Annotated in this window: 23 protein-coding genes and 6 pseudogenes; 13 read left to right on the plus strand and 16 right to left on the minus strand. The window is 58.3% G+C overall.

Annotated elements, in window-relative coordinates:
* The first annotated feature begins 1,932 nt into the window (after positions 1-1,932).
* Positions 1,933-2,085 (plus strand): hypothetical protein, encoded by a 153-nt coding sequence (locus tag ACFXS9_RS08640; protein WP_392687507.1) that lies wholly within the window; start codon positions 1,933-1,935, stop codon positions 2,083-2,085.
* 69 nt (positions 2,086-2,154) lie between these two features.
* Here ACFXS9_RS08640 and ACFXS9_RS08645 read toward each other — a convergent pair.
* Positions 2,155-2,552, minus strand: a pseudogene (locus tag ACFXS9_RS08645) (hypothetical protein).
* Positions 2,553-2,700: 148 nt separating this feature from the next.
* On the opposite strand from ACFXS9_RS08645, the gene ACFXS9_RS08650 reads away from it, so the two are divergent.
* Positions 2,701-3,009, plus strand: coding sequence for a hypothetical protein (locus ACFXS9_RS08650; protein WP_392687510.1), 309 nt, complete (start codon positions 2,701-2,703; stop codon positions 3,007-3,009).
* 736 nt (positions 3,010-3,745) lie between these two features.
* On the opposite strand, the gene ACFXS9_RS08655 is transcribed toward ACFXS9_RS08650, so the two are convergent.
* On the minus strand, positions 3,746-3,967 hold the full coding sequence (locus ACFXS9_RS08655; protein ID WP_392687513.1) for a hypothetical protein: 222 nt from the start codon (positions 3,965-3,967) through the stop codon (positions 3,746-3,748).
* A 1,029-nt stretch (positions 3,968-4,996) separates the two neighbouring features.
* Here ACFXS9_RS08655 and ACFXS9_RS08660 point away from each other — a divergent pair.
* The gene (locus tag ACFXS9_RS08660; protein ID WP_392687516.1) at positions 4,997-5,197 is read left to right on the plus strand and encodes a hypothetical protein; all 201 of its coding nucleotides are present in this window, start codon (positions 4,997-4,999) and stop codon (positions 5,195-5,197) included.
* Between the two features lie 424 nt (positions 5,198-5,621).
* On the opposite strand, the gene ACFXS9_RS08665 is transcribed toward ACFXS9_RS08660, so the two are convergent.
* Entirely contained in the window at positions 5,622-5,912 is a 291-nt protein-coding gene (locus tag ACFXS9_RS08665; RefSeq protein ID WP_392687518.1) for a hypothetical protein, read from the minus strand.
* Between the two features lie 409 nt (positions 5,913-6,321).
* Here ACFXS9_RS08665 and ACFXS9_RS08670 point away from each other — a divergent pair, with 409 nt between their 5' ends.
* Positions 6,322-7,014, plus strand: coding sequence for a Crp/Fnr family transcriptional regulator (locus ACFXS9_RS08670; protein ID WP_392687521.1), 693 nt, complete (start codon positions 6,322-6,324; stop codon positions 7,012-7,014).
* A 778-nt stretch (positions 7,015-7,792) separates the two neighbouring features.
* On the plus strand, positions 7,793-7,996 hold the full coding sequence (locus ACFXS9_RS08675) for a hypothetical protein (protein WP_392687524.1): 204 nt from the start codon (positions 7,793-7,795) through the stop codon (positions 7,994-7,996).
* A gap of 134 nt (positions 7,997-8,130) precedes the next feature.
* Here the strand turns inward: ACFXS9_RS08675 and ACFXS9_RS08680 are convergent, their stop codons facing one another.
* Both ACFXS9_RS08680 and ACFXS9_RS08685 read right to left on the minus strand, forming a co-directional pair.
* Complete coding sequence (locus tag ACFXS9_RS08680; protein WP_392687527.1) at positions 8,131-8,682, minus strand: hypothetical protein; 552 nt, start codon at positions 8,680-8,682, stop codon at positions 8,131-8,133.
* A gap of 198 nt (positions 8,683-8,880) precedes the next feature.
* Positions 8,881-9,129, minus strand: coding sequence for a hypothetical protein (locus ACFXS9_RS08685; protein ID WP_392687530.1), 249 nt, complete (start codon positions 9,127-9,129; stop codon positions 8,881-8,883).
* On the opposite strand from ACFXS9_RS08685, the gene ACFXS9_RS08690 reads away from it, so the two are divergent.
* The 4 genes from ACFXS9_RS08690 (at position 9,128) to ACFXS9_RS08705 (ending at position 11,787) form a co-directional block, all read left to right on the plus strand.
* Complete coding sequence (locus tag ACFXS9_RS08690; RefSeq protein WP_392687533.1) at positions 9,128-9,766, plus strand: class I SAM-dependent methyltransferase; 639 nt, start codon at positions 9,128-9,130, stop codon at positions 9,764-9,766. The two genes, ACFXS9_RS08685 and ACFXS9_RS08690, sit on opposite strands and share 2 nt — an antisense overlap.
* A 28-nt stretch (positions 9,767-9,794) precedes the next feature.
* Positions 9,795-9,959: a hypothetical protein gene (locus tag ACFXS9_RS08695; protein ID WP_392687536.1), complete on the plus strand. Its 165-nt coding sequence runs from the start codon at positions 9,795-9,797 to the stop codon at positions 9,957-9,959.
* 399 nt (positions 9,960-10,358) lie between these two features.
* Positions 10,359-10,844, plus strand: a complete 486-nt coding sequence (locus tag ACFXS9_RS08700) for a recombinase family protein (protein ID WP_392687539.1) — start codon at positions 10,359-10,361, stop codon at positions 10,842-10,844.
* A gap of 715 nt (positions 10,845-11,559) precedes the next feature.
* The gene (locus ACFXS9_RS08705) at positions 11,560-11,787 is read left to right on the plus strand and encodes a hypothetical protein (protein WP_392687541.1); all 228 of its coding nucleotides are present in this window, start codon (positions 11,560-11,562) and stop codon (positions 11,785-11,787) included.
* 948 nt (positions 11,788-12,735) lie between these two features.
* On the opposite strand, the gene ACFXS9_RS08710 is transcribed toward ACFXS9_RS08705, so the two are convergent.
* The 4 genes and pseudogenes from ACFXS9_RS08710 to ACFXS9_RS08725 all read right to left on the minus strand — a co-directional run bounded on the left by ACFXS9_RS08710 (position 12,736) and on the right by ACFXS9_RS08725 (position 14,819).
* Positions 12,736-13,020: a hypothetical protein gene (locus ACFXS9_RS08710; RefSeq protein ID WP_392687544.1), complete on the minus strand. Its 285-nt coding sequence runs from the start codon at positions 13,018-13,020 to the stop codon at positions 12,736-12,738.
* Positions 13,021-13,425: 405 nt separating this feature from the next.
* Complete coding sequence (locus tag ACFXS9_RS08715; RefSeq protein ID WP_392687547.1) at positions 13,426-13,599, minus strand: hypothetical protein; 174 nt, start codon at positions 13,597-13,599, stop codon at positions 13,426-13,428.
* 240 nt (positions 13,600-13,839) lie between these two features.
* Positions 13,840-14,037: pseudogene (locus ACFXS9_RS08720) on the minus strand (SOS response-associated peptidase); the annotation flags it as partial.
* Between the two features lie 83 nt (positions 14,038-14,120).
* Positions 14,121-14,819 (minus strand): BA14K family protein, encoded by a 699-nt coding sequence (locus ACFXS9_RS08725; RefSeq protein ID WP_392687550.1) that lies wholly within the window; start codon positions 14,817-14,819, stop codon positions 14,121-14,123.
* Positions 14,820-15,503: 684 nt separating this feature from the next.
* On the opposite strand from ACFXS9_RS08725, the gene ACFXS9_RS08730 reads away from it, so the two are divergent.
* Together ACFXS9_RS08730 and ACFXS9_RS08735 are read left to right on the plus strand one after the other, a co-directional pair.
* On the plus strand, positions 15,504-15,944 hold the full coding sequence (locus ACFXS9_RS08730; protein ID WP_392687553.1) for a YybH family protein: 441 nt from the start codon (positions 15,504-15,506) through the stop codon (positions 15,942-15,944).
* Positions 15,945-16,377: 433 nt separating this feature from the next.
* On the plus strand, positions 16,378-16,752 hold the full coding sequence (locus ACFXS9_RS08735) for a hypothetical protein (RefSeq protein WP_392687556.1): 375 nt from the start codon (positions 16,378-16,380) through the stop codon (positions 16,750-16,752).
* 874 nt (positions 16,753-17,626) lie between these two features.
* Here the strand turns inward: ACFXS9_RS08735 and ACFXS9_RS08740 are convergent.
* A complete protein-coding gene (locus ACFXS9_RS08740; protein WP_392687559.1) occupies positions 17,627-17,827 on the minus strand; it encodes a hypothetical protein in 201 nt (66 codons plus the stop codon).
* Between the two features lie 41 nt (positions 17,828-17,868).
* On the opposite strand from ACFXS9_RS08740, the gene ACFXS9_RS08745 reads away from it, so the two are divergent.
* Complete coding sequence (locus ACFXS9_RS08745; RefSeq protein ID WP_392687562.1) at positions 17,869-18,426, plus strand: GGDEF domain-containing protein; 558 nt, start codon at positions 17,869-17,871, stop codon at positions 18,424-18,426.
* 92 nt (positions 18,427-18,518) lie between these two features.
* On the opposite strand, the pseudogene ACFXS9_RS08750 reads toward ACFXS9_RS08745, so the two are convergent.
* The 3 genes and pseudogenes from ACFXS9_RS08750 to ACFXS9_RS08760 all read right to left on the minus strand — a co-directional run.
* Positions 18,519-18,895 (minus strand): annotated as a pseudogene (locus ACFXS9_RS08750) (NYN domain-containing protein); the annotation flags it as partial.
* An 833-nt stretch (positions 18,896-19,728) separates the two neighbouring features.
* Positions 19,729-19,878, minus strand: a complete 150-nt coding sequence (locus ACFXS9_RS08755; protein ID WP_392687566.1) for a hypothetical protein — start codon at positions 19,876-19,878, stop codon at positions 19,729-19,731.
* 1,235 nt (positions 19,879-21,113) lie between these two features.
* Positions 21,114-21,539 (minus strand): annotated as a pseudogene (locus ACFXS9_RS08760) (hypothetical protein).
* Between the two features lie 47 nt (positions 21,540-21,586).
* On the opposite strand from ACFXS9_RS08760, the pseudogene ACFXS9_RS08765 reads away from it, so the two are divergent.
* Positions 21,587-21,658 (plus strand): annotated as a pseudogene (locus ACFXS9_RS08765) (conjugal transfer protein TrbC); the annotation flags it as partial.
* 335 nt (positions 21,659-21,993) lie between these two features.
* Here ACFXS9_RS08765 and ACFXS9_RS08770 read toward each other — a convergent pair.
* The 3 genes and pseudogenes from ACFXS9_RS08770 to ACFXS9_RS08780 all read right to left on the minus strand — a co-directional run.
* Positions 21,994-22,338 carry a hypothetical protein gene (locus tag ACFXS9_RS08770; RefSeq protein WP_392687569.1) on the minus strand — a complete coding sequence of 115 codons (345 nt, stop codon included), beginning with the start codon at positions 22,336-22,338 and terminating at the stop codon, positions 21,994-21,996.
* A gap of 59 nt (positions 22,339-22,397) precedes the next feature.
* Complete coding sequence (locus ACFXS9_RS08775; RefSeq protein ID WP_392687572.1) at positions 22,398-22,697, minus strand: PilZ domain-containing protein; 300 nt, start codon at positions 22,695-22,697, stop codon at positions 22,398-22,400.
* A gap of 247 nt (positions 22,698-22,944) precedes the next feature.
* A pseudogene (locus ACFXS9_RS08780) lies at positions 22,945-23,349 on the minus strand (SOS response-associated peptidase family protein); the annotation flags it as partial.
* Positions 23,350-24,054: the final 705 nt, after the last annotated feature.

Here is a 24,054-nt window from a genome sequence, read left to right on the forward strand (position 1 = left end):
GCCCTTCAATGATACTGATGTATAAGTGACCGCTTTTGACTCGCTTATCCAGCAACCCGCGGTCTGCAGGCTCCTGTTGACATAATCGAGGTGAGGGCGGCGGTGCTCATGCGACTGCTTGGATGACGCCCACATGGTGGTGTCGCATTCTCGAAATGAGCCGCGCGCATGATCTGGGAAATGGTCTATTTCCGGGCTCGATAGAAATACGGGATGGCTAAATTCACGGAGGAACGGAACGCGCTCGCTGCGTGAACCTTTGTCGTCCACCTTACCGGGTGCAATTGACCGAACTTGTACATCAGGCCGCCAACCACCAAGCAGGCTGGCACGGTTCGGTCCCAGGCCTTACGGCCCTCGAGGGCCAAGGGCGGTTGGAAGATGGCCCAGCCTGGGCCAGGCAAGCTCGACTGGAGCCGTCCGCGTGCGTGCCGCTACTTCCACGGACACGCGATCGGGCCAATGCGCCGCGCCCGCGATGGTCCCCGGTAAATTATTCTGCTCGTCCGTAGTCATACAGGGAGTGGCGAAGCGAAATTTGAAACAGAGTTGAGGTAGGTTACCCGCAGCACCGGGGGCGACGATTTCAGCACGGCAGAATTATTTTAGTCGGTGGGCCGCAGAGCAATCTGCACCGGGGTGCGAAAGCCGTTGCTATCGGGTCAGGTGCTCCAACATGGCCTCGCAGGCCTTCTCAGCTTCCGCGAACGTCTTGAAGGGTGAACCGCCCACCCTGATAGCAGGCTGGTTGATATTGATGGGGCGCCAAGAAGCTACAAAGCCAGGCTTCCCATGAAGTCCAGGACCACTGCTACTCTCGTTACTGATTACAAATGAGAAGCCGCGCTCGCTCGCGCTCCATATCTCTAGCTCTTTTGTCGCGGGAGCAACGCGGCTGAAGTGCATGGCCATTCAACCCTCAAGCGAGCCAAAACGGCGCCAGAGAATTCCGGCTAATAGGCCGGCAATCCCGCTGTTATGTCGGAGTAAGCAGACGGCCATTCGGCGGCAATTTACCAAGTTTTCCTGAGAGTGCAGGTTCCCAAAGAGACACGCCGCCGGGATCAAAATGGCATGCCCGGCGGCGCTTATTCCTAAACTGGGACACTGAAATCCCCAGCGCTTCATACAGGGCAGGTCCCGTGCCACAGGGCTATGACACCGGCGACCAGCTGCACGGCCTGTGAAACTGCAATCCTAATAAGTTGTTAATCACGGATTGCTACGCACGGCTTAATCGCGGAAAGCGCCCAAGCCCCCGCGAGAGTACGGAAACCCGCCGATCTCAACCCGGCGGGTTTCAGCATGGCGCCCAATTTTGCCAAGAATCACACACACGCTGAAACAAGCCATTCCGGTGGGTGACCGTGGTGGTTGGCTCGGCGCATGTCGTCCGGAAACCTGTCGTGCGCCGGGCCGCTTTTAAGGCTTACTGTTTAGGCTGCGTGTGGGTTCTTGGATGGGGTTGCCGGCATCGCCGCAGAGAGCGTTTCGAAGCTGACTGTTCTTCCGCAAGGCGCTTGGCAATAAAGTCTCGTTCGAGGTCCGTCAGGCTGGATTCTAGCAGTTGGCGATAGCGCTGAATGTTGCCGTGATGTGTTCGAAGCCGAGCAAGGTTCTCGTCAATCATTTTGTACTCCTAACAACCGCTCAAAATTGATTGTGAAAAGTGAAATCTCCCGCGCTCACCCTCCCGGGTCAAGCATTAATCGGGCCACTGGTTTATCTAAGGCACAAGGGTGCCTCTTCGCGACAGGCATCGCCATCTCGGTCAGCGTGGCGCGAACCACAACGGCAAGCCGGCCGCGCTCGATCCCGGCCGCTGGCGATCGCGCCTGGTCTTTTCCGCATATTCCCGGATAGACCCGGTTGCAAGGTCACGCTTCAGATGCAGGTCATCTTGTGTCCAAGTGTACTGCGAGTGCCTAATCCATGGGCGAGAGCATCGAGCGCCAAGCTGCCGAGATCAGGAAGCGGCTCGCATTCCTCAAAATGATCGAGCGGATGCTCGCTACCACCGCACCGGCTGCCGCCAAGAAGCGAACCCTCGGATTGGGAATGTGGCGGGTTCCCGAAATTGCCTGAAATTTCGCAATGATCCATATGGCGCGGTGCCGCGTATCCGCGGTAACGCGTCGGCCACAACCTGATCAATCAGCGGGAGCGTTTCGGCAGCTTCGCGAGTTTCGCAGGGTCGAATTGTGGTATCTCGCCCCTGGCGCGGGCGGCTGCTCTTCGCTGAGAATGAGCGTTCCCTCAAGGAGCACGCCCGGGACCTGTTCTGCCGTGCCGACCTATTTGGCTATCTTGCCGGGGCACGTTCCCTCAAGCTTCAGCGTCAGATCGTCGGCGCCAAAGAGAGCCGCATGTCCTGCGGTGTGCCGTTTGAGCGTCACGACGGCCGTGAACCGAACGCCGTCGACTTCGCAAGTGCCGCTGTAGGTCATGATGCTATCACGCCCCCAGATTTTCCCCTCCGCGACGTGGGCTATACCGGTGCCTTGGCCCAGCGTGGTCTTGAACCAAGCAGCGTAGGTGCCGTCCTTAAGCATGGAGGAATCCTATCACCCAGCGCCCGCATGATCGGTGCATGGCTTCCAGTTGACCAGAAGCCCGATCTGCACACAGACTTACATCAATTTAAGACGAAAACGCCTGCCGTTTCGGCAGCCGATCATTACGCAGTGGATCATTTTCAAAATGGATATGATGAAATTCACTTCCGCAATGCTTGATGTAATTGAGCACTGCGCGAGGGAAGCCCAGATCGACCAAGAATGGCGAGCGGTTTCGGTCACCGACATGCGAGACGCTTATGACCTGTTAACGCGCAAGCTCGCGCGTGACGGCACTGATCCTAAGCTTCAAGGAAAGGGCCTCATGATCGTCATGGGTCTCGACGGCGAGATCAGCGATCTGCAAATGTTGATGGCAGAGAATGCGCCCGAAGACCTGATCACCGAGAGGCTAGGAGCCATAGTGGCGATGATCGGCCACCTGCGAAAATGAAAGCACCGAGAGTGATCGCTTCACGTGGATGAGCACTGCCAACTTAGCAGCTAGGCGGCCTTATGGTTCCATAGCCGGCAGGTTGAAATTGCCCGACGAAGACGAATCCGTCTCAGATCAGGCCTATGAGGATAAACGCACCGATCTCGATCAGCGCTGCGGCTCCCAGGGCGGCGACGGCAAGAAAAACGTCGGCTGGCGATAAAGAACGCATTGTAGCCTCGCAATTTCGCGAAGCCCCGAGACCCGAGGGTAAATTCGCTTGCGTAAGAAATGTTTCGGTCTGAATGCGCGACGCGCGGGGCGGGTCGGCGCTGGGCTGCCGTCATCGTATCGGGAACCGATGCTAGCGACGTGCCGGGAACGCCCTTTGCAAAGGGCGTCCGGCCGCTTCAAACCCCAAACGAGTGCCTGATTTGTCGCAGCATCGACAAGGCCGCGTCGGTATACCGACCATGTGTGAGATACTGATCCACCTGCGATGCACAAGCAGCACAAAGGCTGCAATCGCGAAGCCCCTCAGCAACATGGCCTCCTGTTGAGAGACCGCCAACCGGGCTGGTCGGATTAAAGCATTTCGGAATTCGCTGCCGCTCGTCGCGACCTATCTGCAATGGCGAGGCTAACAGCAACCCGTAACAAATCCCTTAAATCGCGGTGCGTGAAACAGGGCCAGAGGCTTCAACGAAGGCCGCCCGTACGAGCTAATTGACAGGCCGCCAACTGAGGTGGCCTTTTACCGATTTTCCAGTTCTTTGATCGCCTGGGCCGAAATCTGTGCGGGGTCTTTGATACCGGTCTGCGCGACCTTGATGATTTTCTTCGCGACCATTTCCGTCAAGGGATCGTCTCGATCCTTGACGCAGAGGACCCGTAACGCGCGCTCGTAAGCTTCTATGATGCGGCTAACCTCTTTCGGCCCCATCGTGTGGGTTTGTAGATGTAGATAGATAGCCATTTCTCACCCTCCCAAGCCCGTGCAGGTGACATAGGAAATCAATAGCACCCGGGGGTCTCGTCCATCCCGCTTTTATGCGCCCCTGGGCCACTCCTTCCCGTAGTCATACGGGGGTAGGGACGAAACGAACTGAAACAGAGCTCAGGTACGGTATCCACAGCACCGAGGGTGGCGATTTCAACACGGCAGAGTTATTTAGTCGGTGGGCCGCAGAGCAATCTGCGGCCATTTTGCTTTTAGTGCAGCGCCAGTGCAGCGGCACACGACGCGAGTAGCAGGGCGAATCCGGTGGCGGTGAGGGCGAGGGGGTGCATCTCCAATGAACTTCCCCTGGCAATCTTTCCGCGTGACACGGCTTAGACCGGTGGCTTGAGTTCGCTTGAGAGCCAGCCCTTGCACGCTTCCATAGGGTCAGCAACAACGTGCTCGGTGTGGATGTTCTCACAGTTCGGGCACGTAAATATCCGGCTTTCCAGCCCTGCGCCCTCTGGTTCGATGCGTACGAGCGTGGTTCGAGTTTCGCACCTCTTGCAAGAGGGACGTTCTATCGCTTCCGGAAACATACGCATATCCAACCCCCAGGGGGCTGGGAGCGACTCCGGTGAAAGCCCCCTTTCCCGCCAAAACAGTTAATCTGGTTTGGTTGTCGGGTCTGCAACATACCCGACATAGTCGTTTCGGCATGGGCAGCAAACCGACGCGCCGCGGCGCTGGCGGTCAGGTCGCTCGGTTGACAAACGCGAAATCCGAGTCAGGCTTGGCCTCTTTTTGATTGGCCATTTGCATGACGTACCGGCGCCGAGGCCCTGGTTGGGTTGTCGCCATTTTCATAACCGCGGTGATGTGGCTGGCCGTCGTTTCAGCGTTCATGACCTTGCGGTCCTGTGACGCCGCCGCTCGCGTCATTCGTCCTGCATTCGATAGTACAGCCGCACGTCACCGCCCATCGGCATACAGCGCGACAGTCGGCAGATGTGACCTGCGTCCGCCATCCAACTCAGCTGATGTTGGACCGTAGAGCGCGCGTACATGTCGAGACGTTTCCAAATTGTGCTTGCCCGCGCTGCATTGGCTTCTCCAACGGGAACGAGGTTCCACAATTTGCTTAAGTCAGCCTCGGTCATCCGCAAAAGACTTTCAGATGGCGACAAGGCAGGCCTTCAGCTGAACGCCAAGGCAAGCAAGCCAGAGCAGAGCAGGAAAAAGACCGGCGACGGCCGCGAGAAATGAATTGGAGGTAAAATTCGTCACGCGTAACATGTTATCGTAGCGAGCGCGCTGGTAACGCCTCAGGCGGTCTTCGCGAAATCGTATCTGCGGATCTCAGCCACCCTTGCCCTGCAATACTCGCGGTAAAACAAGCTGATTGGCTTCCACATGATCGCACCCCGTTGTTGATCGAGGCCTTGATATCAGGCCTTCGTTGCGGGACGTCTTCGCCGCCTCCAAAAACGGTTTCGTGTGCATTGCAGCAGTGTTTCGTGGCCGGGCCGGGACGATCCACGCAATTGAGAGCCCGGCGGTTTGAGGAAATAGATTGCTCTGCGAGCTTAGCAGGATCCGCAGGTGGATGCGGATAAGCGGCTATCTCAGGCCAGCGTAAGCGGGCGCTGCCGCCGCTTTTGACTAGCGGACGAGCCTTGGTCGCCCTCTACTACGTGGATTGTGTCGCCAATTTATTTAGTGGAGTAAGAAAACGTTTAGCTGGAGACCTCTTTTTCCTGACGGATTGGCCGGAAGCATTCAATTGCATCGCGGCGGCGTATCCGGCCTCAGTAAGCCTGCTCAGGGTGGTCTCACCACGAGCCGCACATTCAATTATTTTGCCGGCGATGATCCGACGCGCCCGGTGTGCCCCGCCGCCAGTTGGAAGAAGTAAACACGCGCGCTCAAGGGCGACTTCCATATTAGCAATAGTTCGGGAATCGAAGGTATCAGTGATCATGTTATCCTCCCTTGCGCCCCGTTTTTACTTAAGCGATCTAAGGCCGGGAGCTTTCAGCCACGCATTCAGGTGCGCAGCCGCGTCCATTTGGCGGACCTTCCGCAACAATTCGTCGCGTTGTTTCCCGGCCGTAACTTGCTGGCCTGCCGTTTAATTTGGCTGCTGCTTCCGCAAGCTGATCTTCAAATGAGTGTGGCTTTGAACGATTTCGATTCATGATGCAGCACATCAGCTACGGTTCGCTGGGAGGTTACAGTCACGAATGCTGTCTGTCTGATATCTTGCATAGCGAAATTAAAAATTCGGCTATGTCAGGTAAATGACGTACCATGCAGACATTATCGGATATCCATTAAGGCACCGATAGCTGAGAGTTCTTTGCGCTCCCGCCTGTCCTCAGGAGCGCGTTATGAAGAATCTTTTACTCAGCCAACTCAGCCCAGACGATTTCAAACGACTTGAGCCCTATCTCAAGATCACACCTTTCAAGCAGCATTCGGTCTTGTTCGAGGCAGAACAGGAGATCAAGCACGTCTACTTTCCGGCGGGTGGAGTGGTGTCTTTGGTCGTGACGCTCGAGTCAGGGGAGATGGTCGAGGCGGCGATGGTCGGCGCGGACGGCATCGTCGGGGCTTCGGCAGCGCTTGACGGACGCATTTCTCTTAGCCGTGGAATTGTCCAGTTGCCCGGCGACATCATCGTTTGCAGCATCGAGGGATTGAAGTCGGCTGCATCACAGAGTCCCAAACTGCTGTCGCTGCTTATTCGCCATGAGCAGACCGTGTATTCTCAGGCGCAGCAGTCGGCGGCTTGTTTTGCTATACACCATATTCAGGCGCGTCTTTGCCGTTGGCTGCTGCGGGCGAGGGATTTGTCGGGCAGCGACACTCTAATTTTCACGCAAGAATATTTAGCGGAAATGCTCGGCGTCAGGCGTACAAGTGTCACGGTCGTCGCGCACACCCTACAATCGGCCGGTCTAATCAAATACGCGCGGGGGAGAATCCAGATCCTGGACGCGGAAGCACTCCAAGACGGCGCGTGTGAGTGCTACGGGACGGTGAAACGCCATTACGATAGGTTATTGGGTCCTGCCAAGTAGTAACTCCCCATTCCGCTTGTGGTGGCGAGCGCTTCGCGTCTGATAGACGCTCCAGTCCGCGCCGGCCGCCCAGCGCGAGCGACCGGCGACGGAAGGAGGATGACCTGACTTGGGGCTTTTGGGGGCATAGAGGCCAGGCCGCCTCGCATTCAGTCCAGCATGCCTGGGTCAATGTCGTCTACCCGCAAACGTTCGCGTGTCGACGGTCTGACGAGGAACGTTCGGCGAGCGCTGCATCATGACGCGCTGCCGCGCGTGACGGGAGGTATTGCAGGATGGAAGGCAAAGAAGAGATGAACCCGCGGGCGCGAACAGGATAGGGCGCGGGTGGCCGGAAGGCAGGATTAGGTGCACTACACACGGCCAAGAAGACCAAGAGGTCAGCAGGTGTGAAAAAAGCGGTTAAGAGGTTGGGCACAAGCCGCAAGCGAGTTTGAACGTGGTTTGGTTGAAGCTATGTCTCGTCCCCAGTGCGACACCTCAGCCTAAGAAGGGCCTCAGCGGTGCCCGGTAGGACCCTTTAAAAACGAAACCGCCACCGAGCCGAATAATGCTCTGGCGGTGCGTTAGAACTGGAACTTGCAATCCTCCAGCAACCTTATGTCGGTACTAAGTGCGGTTAGGTTCACTTCTTCTGAGTGCTGATGCATTGCAGAGATCGGTTCAAGTCAGGCGCGCTGCTCTTGCCAGAGAATCTTCCGATAGTGGCTCGGTGTTGCATTTTGGTAACCCGCGCTTCTGCTCCGAAGCGATAAGCTTATAGCCTTTGGGGGCGCACATGGTCGAGATTTATTTGAGCGACAAACGTGATCTGCTCGTGGTGAAGAAGGGATTTCCGATGCCGGTTCTGGGCGGCGCGCCGGGGAAATGGCGCAAGAGCAAGAAGAGGGTTGTCAAACTCAGTGACGAGATTAGGTCAGCGCTTCAGCGGGAGGGCTACTACATGCGCAAGCTAAGGGACTTGCACAGTAACAGAGGCTAGCTAAGGAGCGAGCCCGTCGTGGTAGCTTTATGTGCAACCTCTATACAGCATCACCAAGCAGCCATTCGCGCCCTGTCCTGCGTTTATGAACCGATACGTCGGCAAGCTGCCGCCGATGCCGGCGTCTTCCCCGATTAACCGGCTCCGGTAGTGCGCAACAACGCATTACGATTTTGCCTCAAGGCAACTTGCGGCCCTCGCCGACGCACCGAAGCGCGAGCATTATTCCAACTCGATTTGCGTTTGAACAGACCGGACGATGCTATCAAACGCCGCTCTGGCCGACTGATCGTCGGTAGTCCATTCCATTGTCCAGTTCGGCCGCCCCTCCAGTCGCTTGAATGTAGCGATTTGGTATGCACCCCCTTCGCGCGATAAAGACGGCCCGAGCGTCGGGTGGTCATGGACCAAGGACCAAACCTTGCCTCGATATCGCGCCGATCAGCCTTGACGGGATGCAGTTGATATTTTTGTTGAAGTTCGCTGGCGAGTCGGTCGAGGCGCGCGTAGCAGGCCACGGAAACCTTGTTCTCCTTGCCCGCGATCCCAAAGCCCCAATTGGCGTCTCGGCGTGGCGTGGGGCCGAATATGAAAAGATCTTCCAGCTCGCTGCACTCTTCGTGCTCGCGAGCGGCGGCCAACATCATCTGGCGCAGTTCCTTTTCGGTCTTTCGTTCCTTCACCACCTACCATCTCCCTGCAGGCAAGTAGCTCCCAGGCGCCGGTCTCGATGATCCGCTTCGGACGGTGCCCGTGGAATTCGGTGTGCTCAAAAAATAGGGTCGGTGCGTCAGGTAGCAAGCGGACCGACCTGCAATGGAGGAGAACGGGCTGGCTGAACGCCCTGAATCGGAATGCTGCTCGGAAGAGCGGGGTTTTTCGGATCAGCCCTGGCAGAAAATCGCGGTGACATTGAACCTTGCGGCGCTCAGTTTGGACACATCCGACGTTTTTGGCAGGGTACAGGTCAGCAGGAAGGAACATTCGATGAGCCACATCTCGGTCGGGCGCACGAAGGGTGGCCGCGACGCCGAACGACACCTCTTTATACGCTCTGCCAGGGTGATTATACGCTCTGCCAGGGTGAGGCTCTGAAGATCGAGGCTGGCGAGATTCCAGACGGAGGTCATCATGGGTGATATAACGACCCGGCAATACGTCCTCGGCCACTCAGACATGGAGCTCCGCCGATTGGCGACGCAGTCGGCTTTCTGGGGCGAATTGACCGAAGAGGTCTTCCGACGAGCCGGCATCAGCGCCGGCATGCACGTCCTCGACATCGGCTCCGGTACGGGTGATGTCGCGTTTCTCGCGGCCAGGCTGGTCGGGCCATCGGGAAGCGTGCTCGGCATTGACCGTTCCGAAGAGGCGGTGAAGCAGGCCTCTGCGCGGGCTGCTGCGGAGGGCGTCGGCTGGTGCCGCTTTTCCGTTGCGGATGCGGGCGCGTTTGAGACGGACCAGCGCTTCGACGCGATCGTTGGCCGTCTTGTGCTGATGTACTTCCCCGATCCGGCGTCGACGCTCCGCTCGCTCGTCCGCCATCTCAACCCTGGCGGGTTGGTGGCATTTCAGGAAATCGTGATGAACTCGATACGATTGTCCGTGCCACCTGTGCCGCTGACGGGGTCGCGTCGGGGAATGGGTGATCGCGGCATTCAAGCGGGCCGGTGCGCAAGTGGACATGGGGCTCAAACTGGATGCCACGTTCTGAGCGGCCGGGTTGCCGCGGCCCGAGACCTACGCGGCGGCCCGCCCGGTCGCCGGCCCTGATTCAGCCGGCTACACGGTGCTCGCGGGCGTGGCCCGATCGCTGCTGCCCGCGTTTGAGCGGTTCGGGATCGCGACGGCGGCCGAAGTCGATATCGACACACTCGCGGACCGCCTCAGGGATGCTACCGTCGCGGCCGATGCATGCTGGCTATCGCCGGTGCTGGTGGGCGCCTGGGCGCGGATCGGGACCTGAGTCACTGTGTCCCTCTGCGTGCGATCGCGCCGTCGACGTCATGCGGCCGAGCGGGGCGAATGCGGGCCGCGGCCCTTCTGGAACCCCAGGCGGAAAGGCGGCTGGGACATCACATGCGCTGCCGAGGCTTCCCATCGACGACAATGGCATGGTCCTGAGGGGGCGGCCCGCACAGCGCACACACACAGTGGTCGGTGCGAACTCCGGTTCCAGTTTCACGGAGTCCCAATCCCGCTTTCACCGGGCTGTAGTGTCGCCACACCGGGCAGGCGCATTTCAAGGCAATCGATATTTCGGGTGGGCCGCAGGCCGATTGGCCGCGGCCATTCTTCTCGTCATTCGCCGCAATACGCAGCTGGCGAAGGCCCAGATGGCTCTTCGCGCGGCGCATATGTTCGAATGTCGATCGAACTTCAGCGATATTCGATACAGAACCAGGCGGCCGCTATCGCGGCATACGCTCAGCAACGCAATCTCACTATCGTTCGGACTTATGTCGACGAAGGATGCAGCGGAGTGAGGATCAACGGGCGGGCGGGCCTGATCGAATTGATCGAGGATGTTTATTCAGGAAACGCAGACTTCGATCACATCCTGCTCTACGATGTCAGTCGGTGGGGACGCTTCCAGGACGTCGACGAGAGTGCGCATTACGAGTTTATCTGCAAGCGAAACGGCATCAAGGTTGCCTATTGCGCTGAACAGTTCGACAACGATGGACGCTTGCTGTCGAGCATCGTCAAGAACATCAAGCGTGTGATGGCGGCTGAGTATAGCCGGGAGCCTGGCGTGAAGGTGCACGCCGGGCACTGCCGGATTGCTGGCCTCGGCTATCGTGTTGGTGGCCCGCTCACGTTCGGACTCTACCAGGGAGATGGTCGATGAGAAGCAACATTCGAAAGGCAAGCTGGCGAAGGGGGAAAGCAAGGCCTTGAAAACGGACCGTGTGCGGCTCCGGCCAGGGCAGGGAAGAGGCCGAGCTTGCGTTGGCCGAGCTTGCGTTGGGCCGTTAAATCGAAGCTCGGAAAAAATATGTATCCCGATTACAACATCGCGCCGGTTCCGCAGGTGTTTTGTTCGGTTCGTTACAGACTCTGCTGCGGGAATTCGTAAGGATCTTCTGCTTCTGCGCGGTATCAAGCGGCGGCGGTTGCGGACTCGTTGAGGAACCTCCAGCCTTGAACGAGTCCGCTCGCGCGGCGTCCAACACCATGGACGCGGAAGCGCCGGATAGCTTGTTGTGCCGCACACGAAGCGAACAACCAAGCCTTCATTGATCAACGTCGATCTTACATCGGCGCCTAGGCAGCGGCTGGTTAAAAGGAGATGCTGACCGATCGCCGCGTCAACCATATCAAAGTATTCGTGGTGATACGCGAAGAAATGGTTCGAGGAGAACGATCCCGAGGGCGTCGCGTTCGAATGGAACAAGCGCATTAGCGGCCTCTGTCGTGGACCCGACAGAACGATCGGCTTTTTGTGGTTACGAACGAGGGGCGTTCATCGAGGGTTCAGGGGCACTGATGTATTGGTAGTTGGTAACGGTTTCAAAAGCCCCCTCTTAGTTTGTAAGTAGGCCATGCAGGCAAGGAGATGGCGCGTGTTGCTCGATAGTGAGAAAGCGAACGAAATGCAGGCTGCAGTTGATGCAGTTTTCGTCCGGCTGCCAAAGATTTTCAGAACTAAAGAAACTAGGATTGAGATCGCCAAGGGCGTTGTATGCAGCGAGGGCGAGTACCACGAGGCCGCCCGAAGATGTGTATTGAGAATGTTCGCGAGCGTCGACCGGGCAATTGAGAACAGAGAGAAGCTGGCTAACTTAAAATAGCCGACCTATTCGGTTCTCCCCGTTTCCTACTCGCGAGTTGACGGCTTCATTAGCCAACACCGCACTTTGGCTGTAACTCAACAATTGAGCGCGACAATGTGCTAGCCCTCAGGGGCATGTCTGACCGCGTCTCGTCGAAAATACAAAGCGCACGTCTCTTACTATTCCGAAGGGCCGGGGGCGTCCAAGTTCTATTGGGCCACCCGGATGGCTCGTTTTGGAGTCGTAGGGAGTGGCTCGTTTTGGAGTCGTAGGGATGAGGGTGCCTGGACTATTCCGAAAGGTCTGATTGGGCCTAGCGAATCCCCGCTTTCGGCCGCATAGCGTGAGTTCGCCGAAGAGACCGGCTACCGTCCGGGCGGCGAAGCCATTCCGCTTGGCAGTGCCAAGCACCCGGGCGGCAAGGTCGTCCACGTGTGGGCCATTGAAGAGGACTGGGATCCAGCCGATCTTCAGAGCAACACGTCGAGATGGAATGGCCTCCGCGGTCTGGGCGACTGCAATCATTTCCTGAGATCGATCGCGCGTCCTGGTTTGGCATTGCCGAGGCGCGACTTAAGATGCTGAAAGGCCAAGCAGCATTCTTGGACCGTCTGCTGGAAACACTGGGTCGGGCAAGGCGGCAAATAGGCTTCGGCCACTGGCCGACCTCTTCCATAACCTGTGATCTGCGAATGATCGCAAATGGCGGTGCAAAGCGGCCGTCCGCGAAATGGGGATTATAAAGGCCTGCTTGGAAATCCGAGCCTGTGGTTGCAGCGGGAGTAAATTGCCATCCGCCTTGCTCCGTTCAATCGCCGCGGAATTGCGGCCGGCGCTTGGCGACGAAGGCCGGTGTACGCATCATGCACATCTTAAGGTCTCGGGTCTGCCAGTCGGTCACTTTTCATTTCCTTCATTGCAAGACCGGGCGCAGTCTTCGCGCCAACTTACGTTCGCTTCCAATAATCAAGGCCACCTGATCGGCGGGTGATTTTGACTGAAGCCGTCCCATACCAGTATGTCGAGAAAATCGTTCACAGGCACGCAGGACAACTGGCAGACTTCACCTTCCGGCGTGCCCTCATCGAATCGTTTTTCCAACTCAAAGCCACAAACTATGGCGTAACGATCCAGCAGAAAATACTGGGCGACTAACTGCGCGGCCGTCTCAATGGGCAACAGGTCTCCCGGCAGGTTGATGTCGGCATTGCTGCTCTTGCCCTGCATCAGGTAGTCGAGGATCATGTCCACCGGCAGATAGCTGTTGCCGCTACCTGCATTTTCTTCGGGGATTCCGGCCCAAGGAAATCGAACGCGTCGGCGCGCTGCGCGAGCGGCATGACGTAGGCGTTAATGTCGAATCCCTTGCCTTCGCGGTATTGGGACTACAGCAATTCAGTCCATTCGTTGTTGTCGGCGCTGTGATAGCCATCCAGCAACGAATACATGACATCAAGCGCCATTAAGGCACGGTGCTCGGCGACCACCCGCGTTGTGGACATGGCAACCTCCAAATCAATCAATGATCCAGTACTCGATGACCTTCGCTGGAGACAACATGCGCGTCGTCTCGCATTTCGACCAGTCCCATTTCAATCAAAATTCTCAAATCATCCGGATTGACCGGCGTTAATATGCACGCAGTTTCCAAGCGTCTCAGCGTTTTGTCTTTCTTTCGGATTTGAATGAGACGCCCAACCGCATTGCAACTTTGCGAATGCGCTCAGGGGTGCGCTTCATGGTACCAGCGGCTTCCTCTAAAGACTTCGACGCTTTGGCAAGTTCGATAACGCGACGATCATCTGCAACAGACCATGACTTGCCAGCCATCGGTGAAGCGCCCTTATAAGAGACAAAGCCGCCGAGCGGAGTATGTTCGCTGACGGCTTTGCTTGGGGACCGGACGAGGGCAATTGCCCGGCGGTTCTATCGATAGCTCAACTTCTCGATAGAGCAACGCATGTTGCGCGTTAAGCTAACTGCTCAACCTTATCCAATGCGAGTTTTCCAAGGGCGACTGCATGGCTTCCGTATTTTTACGGTAGATTGGTTTGCCCTTGGAGGATGCCGTTATGCTGCAGCCCGATCTTCCTTGTACGCTCCTCGCATGACAATCTTCAGCGCATCATCCGGCAATGGCCTTTGCAGCGCCTTGGCCTCATCCCACGGCGCGCGCATCCAGAGGTCGCGCTCTTCATCGGTCAACAGGATCACCAGCATCGCCTTGATCGGTTCGACGACCGCATTCGGCGAAGTCATAAGGAAGCCGCAGCAGCCGAGGTGAGGGCGGGTGCATTTTATTGCCCATAGCGGCAGGTCAGCTAGGCTTGTCTCCAAAACACCGCCCGAACTTATGGGCAGGAATGCTGTCGTCCGTCATAGCCCCTGTAGGTTCCGGATGTCGGATCGTAGGTCCGAAAGCGCTGGCAGCCGTAACCCCCGCGCGGTTTGTACTTAACGCGAGTTGGTTCGACCGGTTTAATTGCCGATTTGCTGTTCTCCGTGGCCACGTCCGGTAGCACTGCGATCTGGGCGGGCTTTACGAAGGCATAGCTGTTTGCCCAGGCGGGCAAGGAAACACCGGGTCTCTCTTCCACAGCGGCAGGTGTTTGTTCCACGACCAGTCGCACCTTCGCCAGTTCGGTTGCCAGCGCTTCGGCCCTGTCGTGCTCCTGCTGCAGAGACTGCCGCAGTATCGCCGTCGCGCTGTCGACCGCCCGGCTGAACTGGTCCGCCTCGCCGTCGCGCATCGACAACAGCTTCCCGACATACCGCCACGCCTTCACAAGTTCGGTTTCGAGCGCCTCCGCCCGATCGTGCTCCTGCTGCAGAGACTGTCGCAGTTCCGCTGTCGCGCTATCGACCGCCTGCTTGAGCTGCGCCGCCTCCTCGTCTTTCGGCGATGGCGTCTCTTGTGCCATGACCGGCGGGACGAACGTGATGAGCTTAGATATCTCCTGCTGACTGGCGTATCGCGCCACATAGGCGACGACTTCGGCGTTGAAATACACGCCGATGAGCGCCGCCGCGACGAGGGTTTGGGCGATCAAGGAAATTGTAAATCCCCGCCGCGCGTGTGACGGCTCGAGGATGACGACGTTCGGTGCGGTCTGAATCGTATGGCGCATGTAAACCACCGCCTATTCTGACGGGTTATCGGGCCATTTCTTCTTCACTTCGCCAATGCAGGAAACCTATTCCCACCCGTAGCGGGCCTCAAGATACTCTTTTTGGTGATGGTTCCGGCTGCACGCAGCTCGCTAGGGGGGCGAGACGTTCCTGATGTTAGTGACCGGCGGTCCACGGATCTTTCGGCGGCGGCATACACCATCGCATCGACGTTATCTCGCGGCCGTCGCTGGTGCACATGATCAAACTGACCGAGACAGGGGAGATCACGCGATACAAGTGGGTGCATACTGATGAGGAGCGATAGCCCTAGGTTGCACCTATTGCATTACGCGACACGCGCCGCAAATCTAGATCATCCCTGAGTTTAACTTGCCGCAGAGCCGGTGTTCCCTGCGTATGATGGTCCCGCAGCATTCTCGTCGAGAACGCCAATGAAAAAACCACTCGATGCACATATTGCTGACGTGGTCCCACCCGGCAGCTTTGGCAGAGTTGCTGACGGTATTCTTCCGGGGCAAGCTGGCCTTTACGGTGCAACATCGTGGCGATAGCGTTCACGCGCCTGAGGTGGCAATTCAAATAAATTTTCATAGGAGGATTTCATGCGCTTGTTTCACGCATCGGCCTTCGCTGTTTTTCTGCTCACAGTTGCTCCGGTCGGGTCCTTTGGAGCTGACGCCAAGAGCGATGTCACGGCGGCCTACGCCGCATGGGATGCGGCCTTTAACAAGGGCGACGCGAAGGGCATAGCCGCCGCATACCTGCCGAACGCGAAACTGCTCCCGCCAACCCACGAGGTGGCTTCGGGCCCCGCGGCGATCGAGAAGTTTTTCGCTGGGCTACACGCGAACGGAGTAACGAACCACAAACTTGAAGTGATCGACGCCGGGGGCGACGACAAGGTCGTGTACGGCACGGCAAATTGGAGCGCCAAAGGCAAGGACAAGGATGGCAAGCCAGCCGACTTCTCTGGCATCGCCACGCACGTGTTCGAGCGCCAGGCGGATAACTCGCTGAAGCTTAGATTGCACACCTTCAATTGAGACGGGGCGCGGGGGTTCTCTAAGGGGTTCGCCCATCGCGCATTCCCGCAATAGCTTCTCATCGTGGCCGCATCGTCAAGACCACCCGGTCATGGCCTGCTGGTCGAGTTTGCCAGCGCTTTCGATGCGGGCGCGTTGCGGTGTTGAGGTCCACCGCGCGATGGCGGCGCAAAGGCCGGCGTCCTTGTTCAGTCATAGCCCGCCTTTCCCGGCAGCCATCGGCATCGACGGCTGCGTGGCTCCGGCCAGCGCGAGTATGCATGTGCTCGGAACATTATCGCGACGACATCTTTGACTCCTTGGACCATCGCCCGCCGTTTGAGTACGGTGCCTGTAGCGGATAGCCAAAGGCTCACACGCCCGCTGTTCAAAGACATGCGCTCGCACGGATAGCCAAAGGCGGTGGTCCCGTTCCCGCGCTGAAAGAATCAGCTTGAAGAAGCCGGCGAAAACCCGCGAAGAACTGGAGTCCGCCATCAGGCTGGAGATGGAGGATATCAGCGACTGGCCGACGGACCTGGCCATCTCGGTCGTGCCGCACGAAGATTCCTGGAAGGTCGAGATCATGAAGGATGGGCCGCAGCAGGACGCGGATCGTTCTGGAGATGATCGAAGCCATTGCCGACCGGTTGCGCAGCCAGTTCGACCTGAAGAGGTGACCGCCGAACTGGCGCTTCATCCGGCCGCTCGACAATCCGCAACTTTCGCTCGGGCAGGGGCCTTGCGCGCCCATGTGAAAATTCGGCAAGCTTGGGCAGCAGGGGCAGTTCGGCCCCGCGCAGCTGCGTGGGCTGGCAGTGAACTTTGAGGCGACCATCCTCAAGGTGCTGGCGAGCTACCCCGACGGCTTCGCGGCTCTCGCGGACGTCAAGCGCGACGTGGCCACTTTGGCGACTAGCGGACGGGGTGGTCGGAGTGCACCACGCGATTGGCGGCCCGCGTGCTCGATCTGGAAATCTTCGCCCAAAGTTTGGTCGAGCGGCTAGACGGCGGCTGGCGCATAACCGCTGCCGGACGATCCGCCCTCGATCTGATGGAAAGGAAGCCCGCTGCGCCCGAGATCCCGCCGGCCCAGATGGCCACGCCACCGTCGCCGGAGATCCCGCCTCCGGCAAGCCTTGTCGTTGCCGGACCAGACCGCCGCCTCGATCGGCGACGGCGTCGCCGGAGGGTGACCAGACAACGGCAGAAGGCAAACGCCTCCTAGGGTGGATGTGGTCGCGTTCGATGGGAACGATTATGGGGAAGCGATGTTGGCAACTTGGCATCGTCTGATGCCCTGTCCGGAACCCCAGCTCACTTGCAGCCCCAGTGAGCTGGGGCGTTCGTTTTGAGGATCGGATCGTTCTACCTTGCTCTGAGGGCGTGTTCCGGGCGCCGACGGCAGCGGCTGGCTGCTGTAGGGCGGTGTACTGGTGGATGCGCTGCGACTTGAGCCGTCCATGTCCTGGCGGGCTGCATGCCCGACAACAGCGGCATCGTTGCTGGCGCGCTCACTGAGCTCTCATGTGCTTGAGGGCGGCGGCGCCAAAGTGCGGTGAGAGCGAGGAGTCCGGGCCGCTCCCCTTCTCATGGCTGACTACCGCAATTTGAGCTTGTTCCTTAGGCTGGCATTAACGGCATCTCCGGACCAAAGCCCGCCCTTAACCTGCCGTGAAGTGAACAGGCTCACGCTGGTCGTTTTACGGCGGCGGAGCCATGACCAACGAGATCATCACGCATTCGGACGCGCTGCGCCACACCGCGGCCCGCTCCGCCGTGAGCGTGGGCCTGACGGTTGTCTTGACGCTGGCCTTTTGCCTCCTGCAGTTCGGACCCGATCCGGAGGCGTTCGTGCGCGCCGGCTTCGTGACCAAATCGTCGATCATGATCAGTATGATCATTTCGGGTCTGCTGACGCCTGAGCTATCGGTCCGCGTTGGTGATGCGAGAATTGACGCGGGCCCGCGCCGAGCTGCAGCGAATTTCCGGCACCGATCAGTTGACCGGGCTGCTCAACCGGCGGGGCTTTGACCAGGCCGCCGAATCGGCCTTGACCAAGGTCCGCGATGCGAACCTGCCCACCACCGTGCTGATGTGCGACATCGACCGCTTCAAGGCGATCAACGATCAGTTCGGGCATGAATTCGGAGACAAGGTGCTCATGGCGATCGCGGAGGTTTTGCGCTCCTTCGCGGAGCGAAGGCAGATGCTGGTGGCAAGGCATGGTGGCGAGGAATTTGCCGTCCTGATGACTGGGATATCCAGGGAACGCGCCGCTCTATACGCGGAGGAGCTTCGGCAGGCCTGTGCCGCCAAGGAAATCTCAAGCGAAGAGATTTCGGCTTGCGTGACGATCAGCATCGGGCTGGCCGAATGCCACGGTGAAACGGACCAGGCAAAGGTCATGCGCATGGCCGATCAGGCCCTCTATGCGGCCAAACGTCGAGGGCGCAATCGCGTCGTCCGGGCTGACGTCCTGGCGGACTCGATCGCGGCGTAATCCTGGGCGGTGCCGACCGATGGCGGCCCGGCGGCATCGGGTTGTGCGGACGGCGCTCGCAGCGCATCACCGATTGAATTCATCGACGTCCCGCGCGGACTTGGGACGGTCGCTCGCTGCACGAACTGCGGCGCGCGTATCTCGCTGCGCTCGCGGGGCGGGCGCCCGGACGACCTTGGCTCACAGCTCCGTCAAGTAGGTGAAGATATCTGCCTGCCGGCGGAGTTCGTCGGCGGCCATCGGCGGCCGGCTGGGCGATACTGGAGACCACCGTGACGCGGACGCCGCGGCGCTGCACCGCCTCGACAAGCGAGCGGAAATCGCCGTCGCCCGAAAACAGGAATATCTCGTCGATCCGGTCGGCGAGCTCCATGGCGTCGACCGCGAGTTCGACGCGCATGTCGCCCTTTACCTTGCGGCGTCCGGAGGCGTCGACGTATTCCTTGGTGACGACGGTGTAGCCGTTGTAGGCGCTCTATCCCGCAATTTCGGCGGCTGAGCGGATCTCATTTCGGCAGTTATCCGCCATTCGTTTTCGTCGTATCGCGCATCCTCCAACTGCAACGCCCTCTTGGCGAACCCTCGGGAGGATGATTAAGCTGATCTATCGCGAAGTGCACCGGTCAGCGTGGCGGCCAGCTAAAGTAGATCATACTCATCGGACTGGCTCGATGGTGAGGCGTCGCCTGACCGCGAGAGCGATGAGTAACCGCGCGGCCCGCGGTGCAACGTCAGATGGCTTTGATGGTCGGCGACGCGCGCTGCTGGCGTCTAGGAACAATCGCGTCCACGAACCCGTTTCGTTTGTGGGCCACGCGATACGGACATCGATGGTCCGGCACGGTCCCCGCCTCAACCACATGCCCCCGAGAAGGCGCGGGGCCGTGTCCGCCAATACCGTGCAGTGGCGGTGACGACTCGGATGAGCCGGGCGGCTGTAATGCCGCCGCCCTCTGCCGATTGCCGAAATGGGATTTGCATGCGGCGTGCCTCAAGCATTTACCAACGCCGATCCTGCGGTATGTAAGGTTGTGTACAGACTGTCGCGACAAGAAGGAATAGACTAGTCGGTCCGGTGTTATGTAGGCGTGAGAGGTTAACATGGAACAGTCTGTGCAAGTGCGGGAGCGTCGACTTTTGCAGATCTCGATCGATCTTCACAACTTAATGGCCGAAGTTCAGGCACTCAGAGAGGCGATACGATCCGCAGAGGCCGCACAGCGCTGTCGCGGCCAAGAGCCCGTCCATCCGGCGGTCGTGGCTCCGCCCGCAGGTAATGAGCTGCGCGTCTGATTTGCCGCATTAAGGACGGCGAGACTTGGTCGGCCGGCCATCGCTCGGTGGATTGAGTTCCTGCAAGCCACGCTCGAGCTCGATCTTCTTGGCCTTCAGCCTTTCGCTAAGGACATCGTGCATCAGTTCGCGGAGCGCAAGCAGCTCATCGATCGTCATCGACTCCCACTGAGACTTCCAGTCGCTCTTCATGATGCGCTGCCACGATGAGTCTTATCGGATCAATAATGTACCGAATAATCCTAATTCAAAGACGTGGCTTACGAATCCGGCCGAGAAATTTTGAAATGTACTGCCGAGATTTTGAACTGGACCTAGCCCAAGGCGCAGCATGGCCGTGGGACTAGATTTTGTCATCAAACATATCGGAGCAATGTCCGGACGAAACCAATTTCCTGGGACGACGAAACCGTCCTGAAACACGTAGCTAGGTATTCTCATTCCATTAAAGAGGGGATGGCTACATGCAGTTTATTTTCGATCTCATTTGGAACGGGGCACGCAGCAAATATCTCGCGGCAATGGGTCAGCCGGTGGCTGAGCAATGATCGAGGTCTCAACAGCTATTCTGGCGCTGGTTAGCGTCGCAATTTTTGCAGCTCACGCCCTGGACGCCTATCGCTGCGGCTAACCGACGCCGCAGGGCTTCTTGAGAAGGTAATCTCGATTGCCTAGACCGCATACGCGATGCTTGTGATCCTGGTGCTGGCAATTGTTTGGCAGGCGCTGGCGTCGGTGTAGGACCGCCAACTAAGGTCAGCCTTACTTCTCCTGATCCGGCAGCAAGTTTCCCAACGAGGTAGGGGGTTGCAATCCGGGCGAAGAGCGGCCGTCGCAGCCTGGCGAACCCGCCGTAGAGGTAGTTCCGGGGCCGTGCTGTGAGGGAGCTTATCTGCTGCCTCTTTAAAACGCCGGGCCTCTTCCGCCAGTCGCTCCCGCGTCCCCGTTTTCCCATGGCGCTGCCTCCCTATGAGGCCTTTAAAATTCTGCAAAATTCCGCGCCCTTCATCCGTCTATCCGGTACCAGACTCTAATTCTTTCAGTTCGGCATGAGCCGGAACACGCCAGTATTGCGCCAGCGTAGGGATCTCGATCTTCCGATTGCGTATAGGCCGACGAACAGCGCTTTGCCTGATCCGTGTCGAATAAATGACCTCACGTGTCTTGCAGACATCATAGCGTTCTCGACTTTCTCGCCGTGCGTTTGTTGGTAGACGTCAAATAAGTCTGGCCGGTTGCTGCCAGCAGCGGAAACAATCTATTCAGTTCTGGCTCATTGGGACGATGGCGAAAAACGATAACCCCATGCGGATCGAAAGTAACTCATTCAGTTCCATGTGCCCGATCCCTACTAGACCAACGGCGGCGGTGAAATGACCAGTCGAAGTACGGTCTTATCGCTCCCCTGGCCACCATGTCGAGGGCGGGTCGCTAGCAGAAATCTTGCTGGTTCGGAGCGCTATAAGATGGATCCATTTGTAAGGATGATAACCGCGAACCTCGGAGCAGTCCTTGCACCGCATCCGTCGCTCCAATCATCGCCTTCGGTCGCCGGATGGTGTCAAGCGCGACCGCCGGACGTGTATTGCAGCTTAGGAAGTTCACTTCGAGATACAGAAAGCCGGCGTTGAGCGCATCGCCCAGCGCAGGCGAGGGCTGCGCAGGCCCTTGGAACCGAGCATGCGCTTATTCAGGGCTTCGCAGGCGAGGTTGTCCGCTTGCTTTTGTGCCTCCGCCGCCTACTCGGCTGCGGCCTGGACCGAGGCGCCGTAGATGTATTCACGTGATTTGTAACCATGGCCCGCATCAAAGCGCAGCATGATGCGTTGCCTGAAGAGGCAGACGACCAGGTCAACGAGGCGTCACGGCATCCGTTCCCGCCTGGGCGGCTGGATCGAACATGCCGTGGGAGCAACCGCTCAATCAGATACTGCAATCCGGCGTGGCAACGCGTCGTCGAGCGAGCAGCGGCGTTTGAGCGTGAGCAGGTGATCATGAGGACGAAGTAGCTCAATGCTTCGCAGTCAATACCGGCGGAATGAGATCACGCGAGTGAAGCACCGCTGCCACAAATTGATCACGATTGCGGAGCGAGATGCATACAGTAACATCGTTGGATCGGCGGATGTACCCGATCACGACGATCCAAGAGGCCCCCGGAGAGATCATCTCCGGGGGCTTTGTCTTTTGGCCGCCGCTTCGCTGTGAAAGTTATCTAGCCGTCTAACCTCGGGAATTTGGCTACTCAACGATTGCGACTGGCACTGTCTGCGTTCATCTGTTCGCTTCGTGTTGCTTGGCTGAAGCCTTGATGTTCGCAATCTCCGCAAGTGCCATCACCGATGCAAACTCGGCGATCGAATAGATCCTAGTGCCATCGCTGATCGAGATGCCTGTTAGCCTCCCGACGACATGCCATTCGACCGCTTTTGCAAAAGCGTCCCTAGCCGTTTTCGCGGTGGCTTTGAACATGTGATCGTCAACGTGGGCATGCACGTGGAAAATCATAGTTGATGCTTGCCCAACGCCACGGGGCTGGACTAGACGGAGAATCTCGCACGGCGCTGCTTGGCGCTCAAATTGCACCGAGGAACGGTCTTTTTGCTCAAAGCGTGCCATCTTGAGCCTATAATGCGGTCCGTCCACAAAGCCCGGCCGACTGCTTGCTGTGCCGGAGTTCAAGGCACCGGCTGCTGAGACTTCTTCTTTATGTCGGCCGCTTTAATGAAGCGGACGCCAACCTGATCGCCGTTGACCCAAGCTAGTTGGCAACGCCGGTATGCTTTTCCCACTGTCGAGAGCACAAGAAAAAATTCTTTCAGCGGAAGACCTTCAATCGAACCGCCGACGGAAAGTCTAGCGCCCGTCTCCGATACATCCTGCATTATACACGGACGCTGCCACGTACCATCGATCGCCATCATGTTTGCGGCGAACCCGCGCTCGAATACGACCCGATGGGCCTTACGTTGTTCCATCTAACCAAAATCGTCGAACTAAAATGAATGACGATGGGACCGCCGAGGAGACGGATCAACATGCAATGCTCCCGCGGTGCCGCTTTTCGGATCGGACCACGATGAACAAAGAATATAGGTGAGCGGTTAATATTTGTTCAAAAGCGATGGGTGACTGGGGTCAGTCACGCGAGCTTTCCTCCGTAAAACTACGGTGCACGCGTCGCAAGTCTTCATCGCGCATCAGTTTGCTGGCATTGCGCTCACAATCGCCCTTGAACTCGGTCCGGATGCCCGCGAAGCAGGTTAGCGGGCGATCATCATTGTTAGCGACCCAAACGACATCCTTTTTCTTGGTCTCAGGATTCGGCTCCGGCGCATACTCAGCGAAGCTGTTGAACGGCACGAGGCAACGGTTTTCCGGCTTCAGCCAACCCCGCCAACGCGGCGAGGACGTATTGCTAACCGGCGGCTTGCCAGTGCGCCGGCGGTGGCGGCATGCCCAGCGCATCATGACTAGCTCGCGTTCGGTGCCCGCATTGCGGACCACGGACGCCGGATAGTCGGGGAAGACGCCGGGCATAGGAGGCAGGTTGCCGACATAGCGGTTCATCACGCGGAAGAGCGCGCGGATGGCTTCTTGGTTTGTGGTGATGCTGTAGAGATTGCACAGGTGGAGAACAGCCGCGATAGATGCTTCTCGCTAGTCTCGATCAGTATGCGCGTCTCTCAGCCTTCGCATGTAGTAGCCCTGCCTTTGAAGCGCTGACTTAATCGCATCGCTGACCTTGACAACCCTCTTCTTGCTCTTGCGCCACTTTCCCAGCGTCGCAACAGCCGGTATCGGGCATCCCTTCTTCACAACGAGCAGACCACGTCTGGTGTTCAAATACACATCCATATGCCTGTCTCCCAAAAACGACTGAACTTATCGTTTGTGAGCAGAGCGTAGGTTACCGAAACGCAACACCAAGCCATTGTTGTGTGCCTTCCTAGTTTACCGCTGGCGGGCGCGCAGCGAAGCGCTTGACCAAGCTAAAGCGGCACAGGCCCGACAAGCAGCTAGGTCTCGTGAATTGCTCTGGGGCTCTGGTGACGCTGTAATTGCCAGCCATGAGCACGAAGAAGCGTGAAGTTATCCGGGGCGGCCGGATCATGGGCGCGGATATGCGCGCCCAGACAGCGCCCGCCAAAACGCGAAGCAAGACAAGGGCGAGCCTGCCGCTTGATGCTATCCGCAGGGCGCGTGATACGCCGATCTGGAAGCTAGAACCGTCCTTCCGATCCGGTCCTGCGGCACGCGCCAATACAAGCCGCCCGTCCGCATGATCAAGTTGACCGAGCAGCGGGAGATTACTCCCTACAAATGGGTGCATCC

This window comes from Bradyrhizobium sp. RDI18 (genome assembly GCF_043203335.1).
In the GTDB taxonomy this organism is placed as follows: domain Bacteria; phylum Pseudomonadota; class Alphaproteobacteria; order Rhizobiales; family Xanthobacteraceae; genus Bradyrhizobium; species Bradyrhizobium retamae.

What these genes read in the sequence shown, in the direction of transcription:
- ACFXS9_RS08670 (WP_392687521.1), top strand. Translation starts at nt 6,322, where the DNA reads ATGAAGAATCTTTTACTCAGCCAACTCAGCCCAGACGATTTCAAACGA.
- ACFXS9_RS08740 (WP_392687559.1), bottom strand. Translation starts at nt 17,827, where the DNA reads ATGATCATACTGATCATGATCGACGATTTGGTCACGAAGCCGGCGCGC.
- ACFXS9_RS08715 (WP_392687547.1), bottom strand. Translation starts at nt 13,599, where the DNA reads ATGGCTGGCAAGTCATGGTCTGTTGCAGATGATCGTCGCGTTATCGAA.
- ACFXS9_RS08745 (WP_392687562.1), top strand. Translation starts at nt 17,869, where the DNA reads ATGCGAGAATTGACGCGGGCCCGCGCCGAGCTGCAGCGAATTTCCGGC.
- ACFXS9_RS08675 (WP_392687524.1), top strand. Translation starts at nt 7,793, where the DNA reads ATGGTCGAGATTTATTTGAGCGACAAACGTGATCTGCTCGTGGTGAAG.
- ACFXS9_RS08660 (WP_392687516.1), top strand. Translation starts at nt 4,997, where the DNA reads ATGTCGAGACGTTTCCAAATTGTGCTTGCCCGCGCTGCATTGGCTTCT.
- ACFXS9_RS08730 (WP_392687553.1), top strand. Translation starts at nt 15,504, where the DNA reads ATGCGCTTGTTTCACGCATCGGCCTTCGCTGTTTTTCTGCTCACAGTT.
- ACFXS9_RS08690 (WP_392687533.1), top strand. Translation starts at nt 9,128, where the DNA reads ATGGGTGATATAACGACCCGGCAATACGTCCTCGGCCACTCAGACATG.
- ACFXS9_RS08775 (WP_392687572.1), bottom strand. Translation starts at nt 22,697, where the DNA reads ATGGAACAACGTAAGGCCCATCGGGTCGTATTCGAGCGCGGGTTCGCC.
- ACFXS9_RS08755 (WP_392687566.1), bottom strand. Translation starts at nt 19,878, where the DNA reads ATGACGATCGATGAGCTGCTTGCGCTCCGCGAACTGATGCACGATGTC.
- ACFXS9_RS08700 (WP_392687539.1), top strand. Translation starts at nt 10,359, where the DNA reads ATGTCGATCGAACTTCAGCGATATTCGATACAGAACCAGGCGGCCGCT.
- ACFXS9_RS08685 (WP_392687530.1), bottom strand. Translation starts at nt 9,129, where the DNA reads ATGATGACCTCCGTCTGGAATCTCGCCAGCCTCGATCTTCAGAGCCTC.
- ACFXS9_RS08665 (WP_392687518.1), bottom strand. Translation starts at nt 5,912, where the DNA reads ATGATCACTGATACCTTCGATTCCCGAACTATTGCTAATATGGAAGTC.
- ACFXS9_RS08655 (WP_392687513.1), bottom strand. Translation starts at nt 3,967, where the DNA reads ATGGCTATCTATCTACATCTACAAACCCACACGATGGGGCCGAAAGAG.
- ACFXS9_RS08640 (WP_392687507.1), top strand. Translation starts at nt 1,933, where the DNA reads ATGGGCGAGAGCATCGAGCGCCAAGCTGCCGAGATCAGGAAGCGGCTC.
- ACFXS9_RS08770 (WP_392687569.1), bottom strand. Translation starts at nt 22,338, where the DNA reads ATGGCACGCTTTGAGCAAAAAGACCGTTCCTCGGTGCAATTTGAGCGC.
- ACFXS9_RS08650 (WP_392687510.1), top strand. Translation starts at nt 2,701, where the DNA reads ATGGATATGATGAAATTCACTTCCGCAATGCTTGATGTAATTGAGCAC.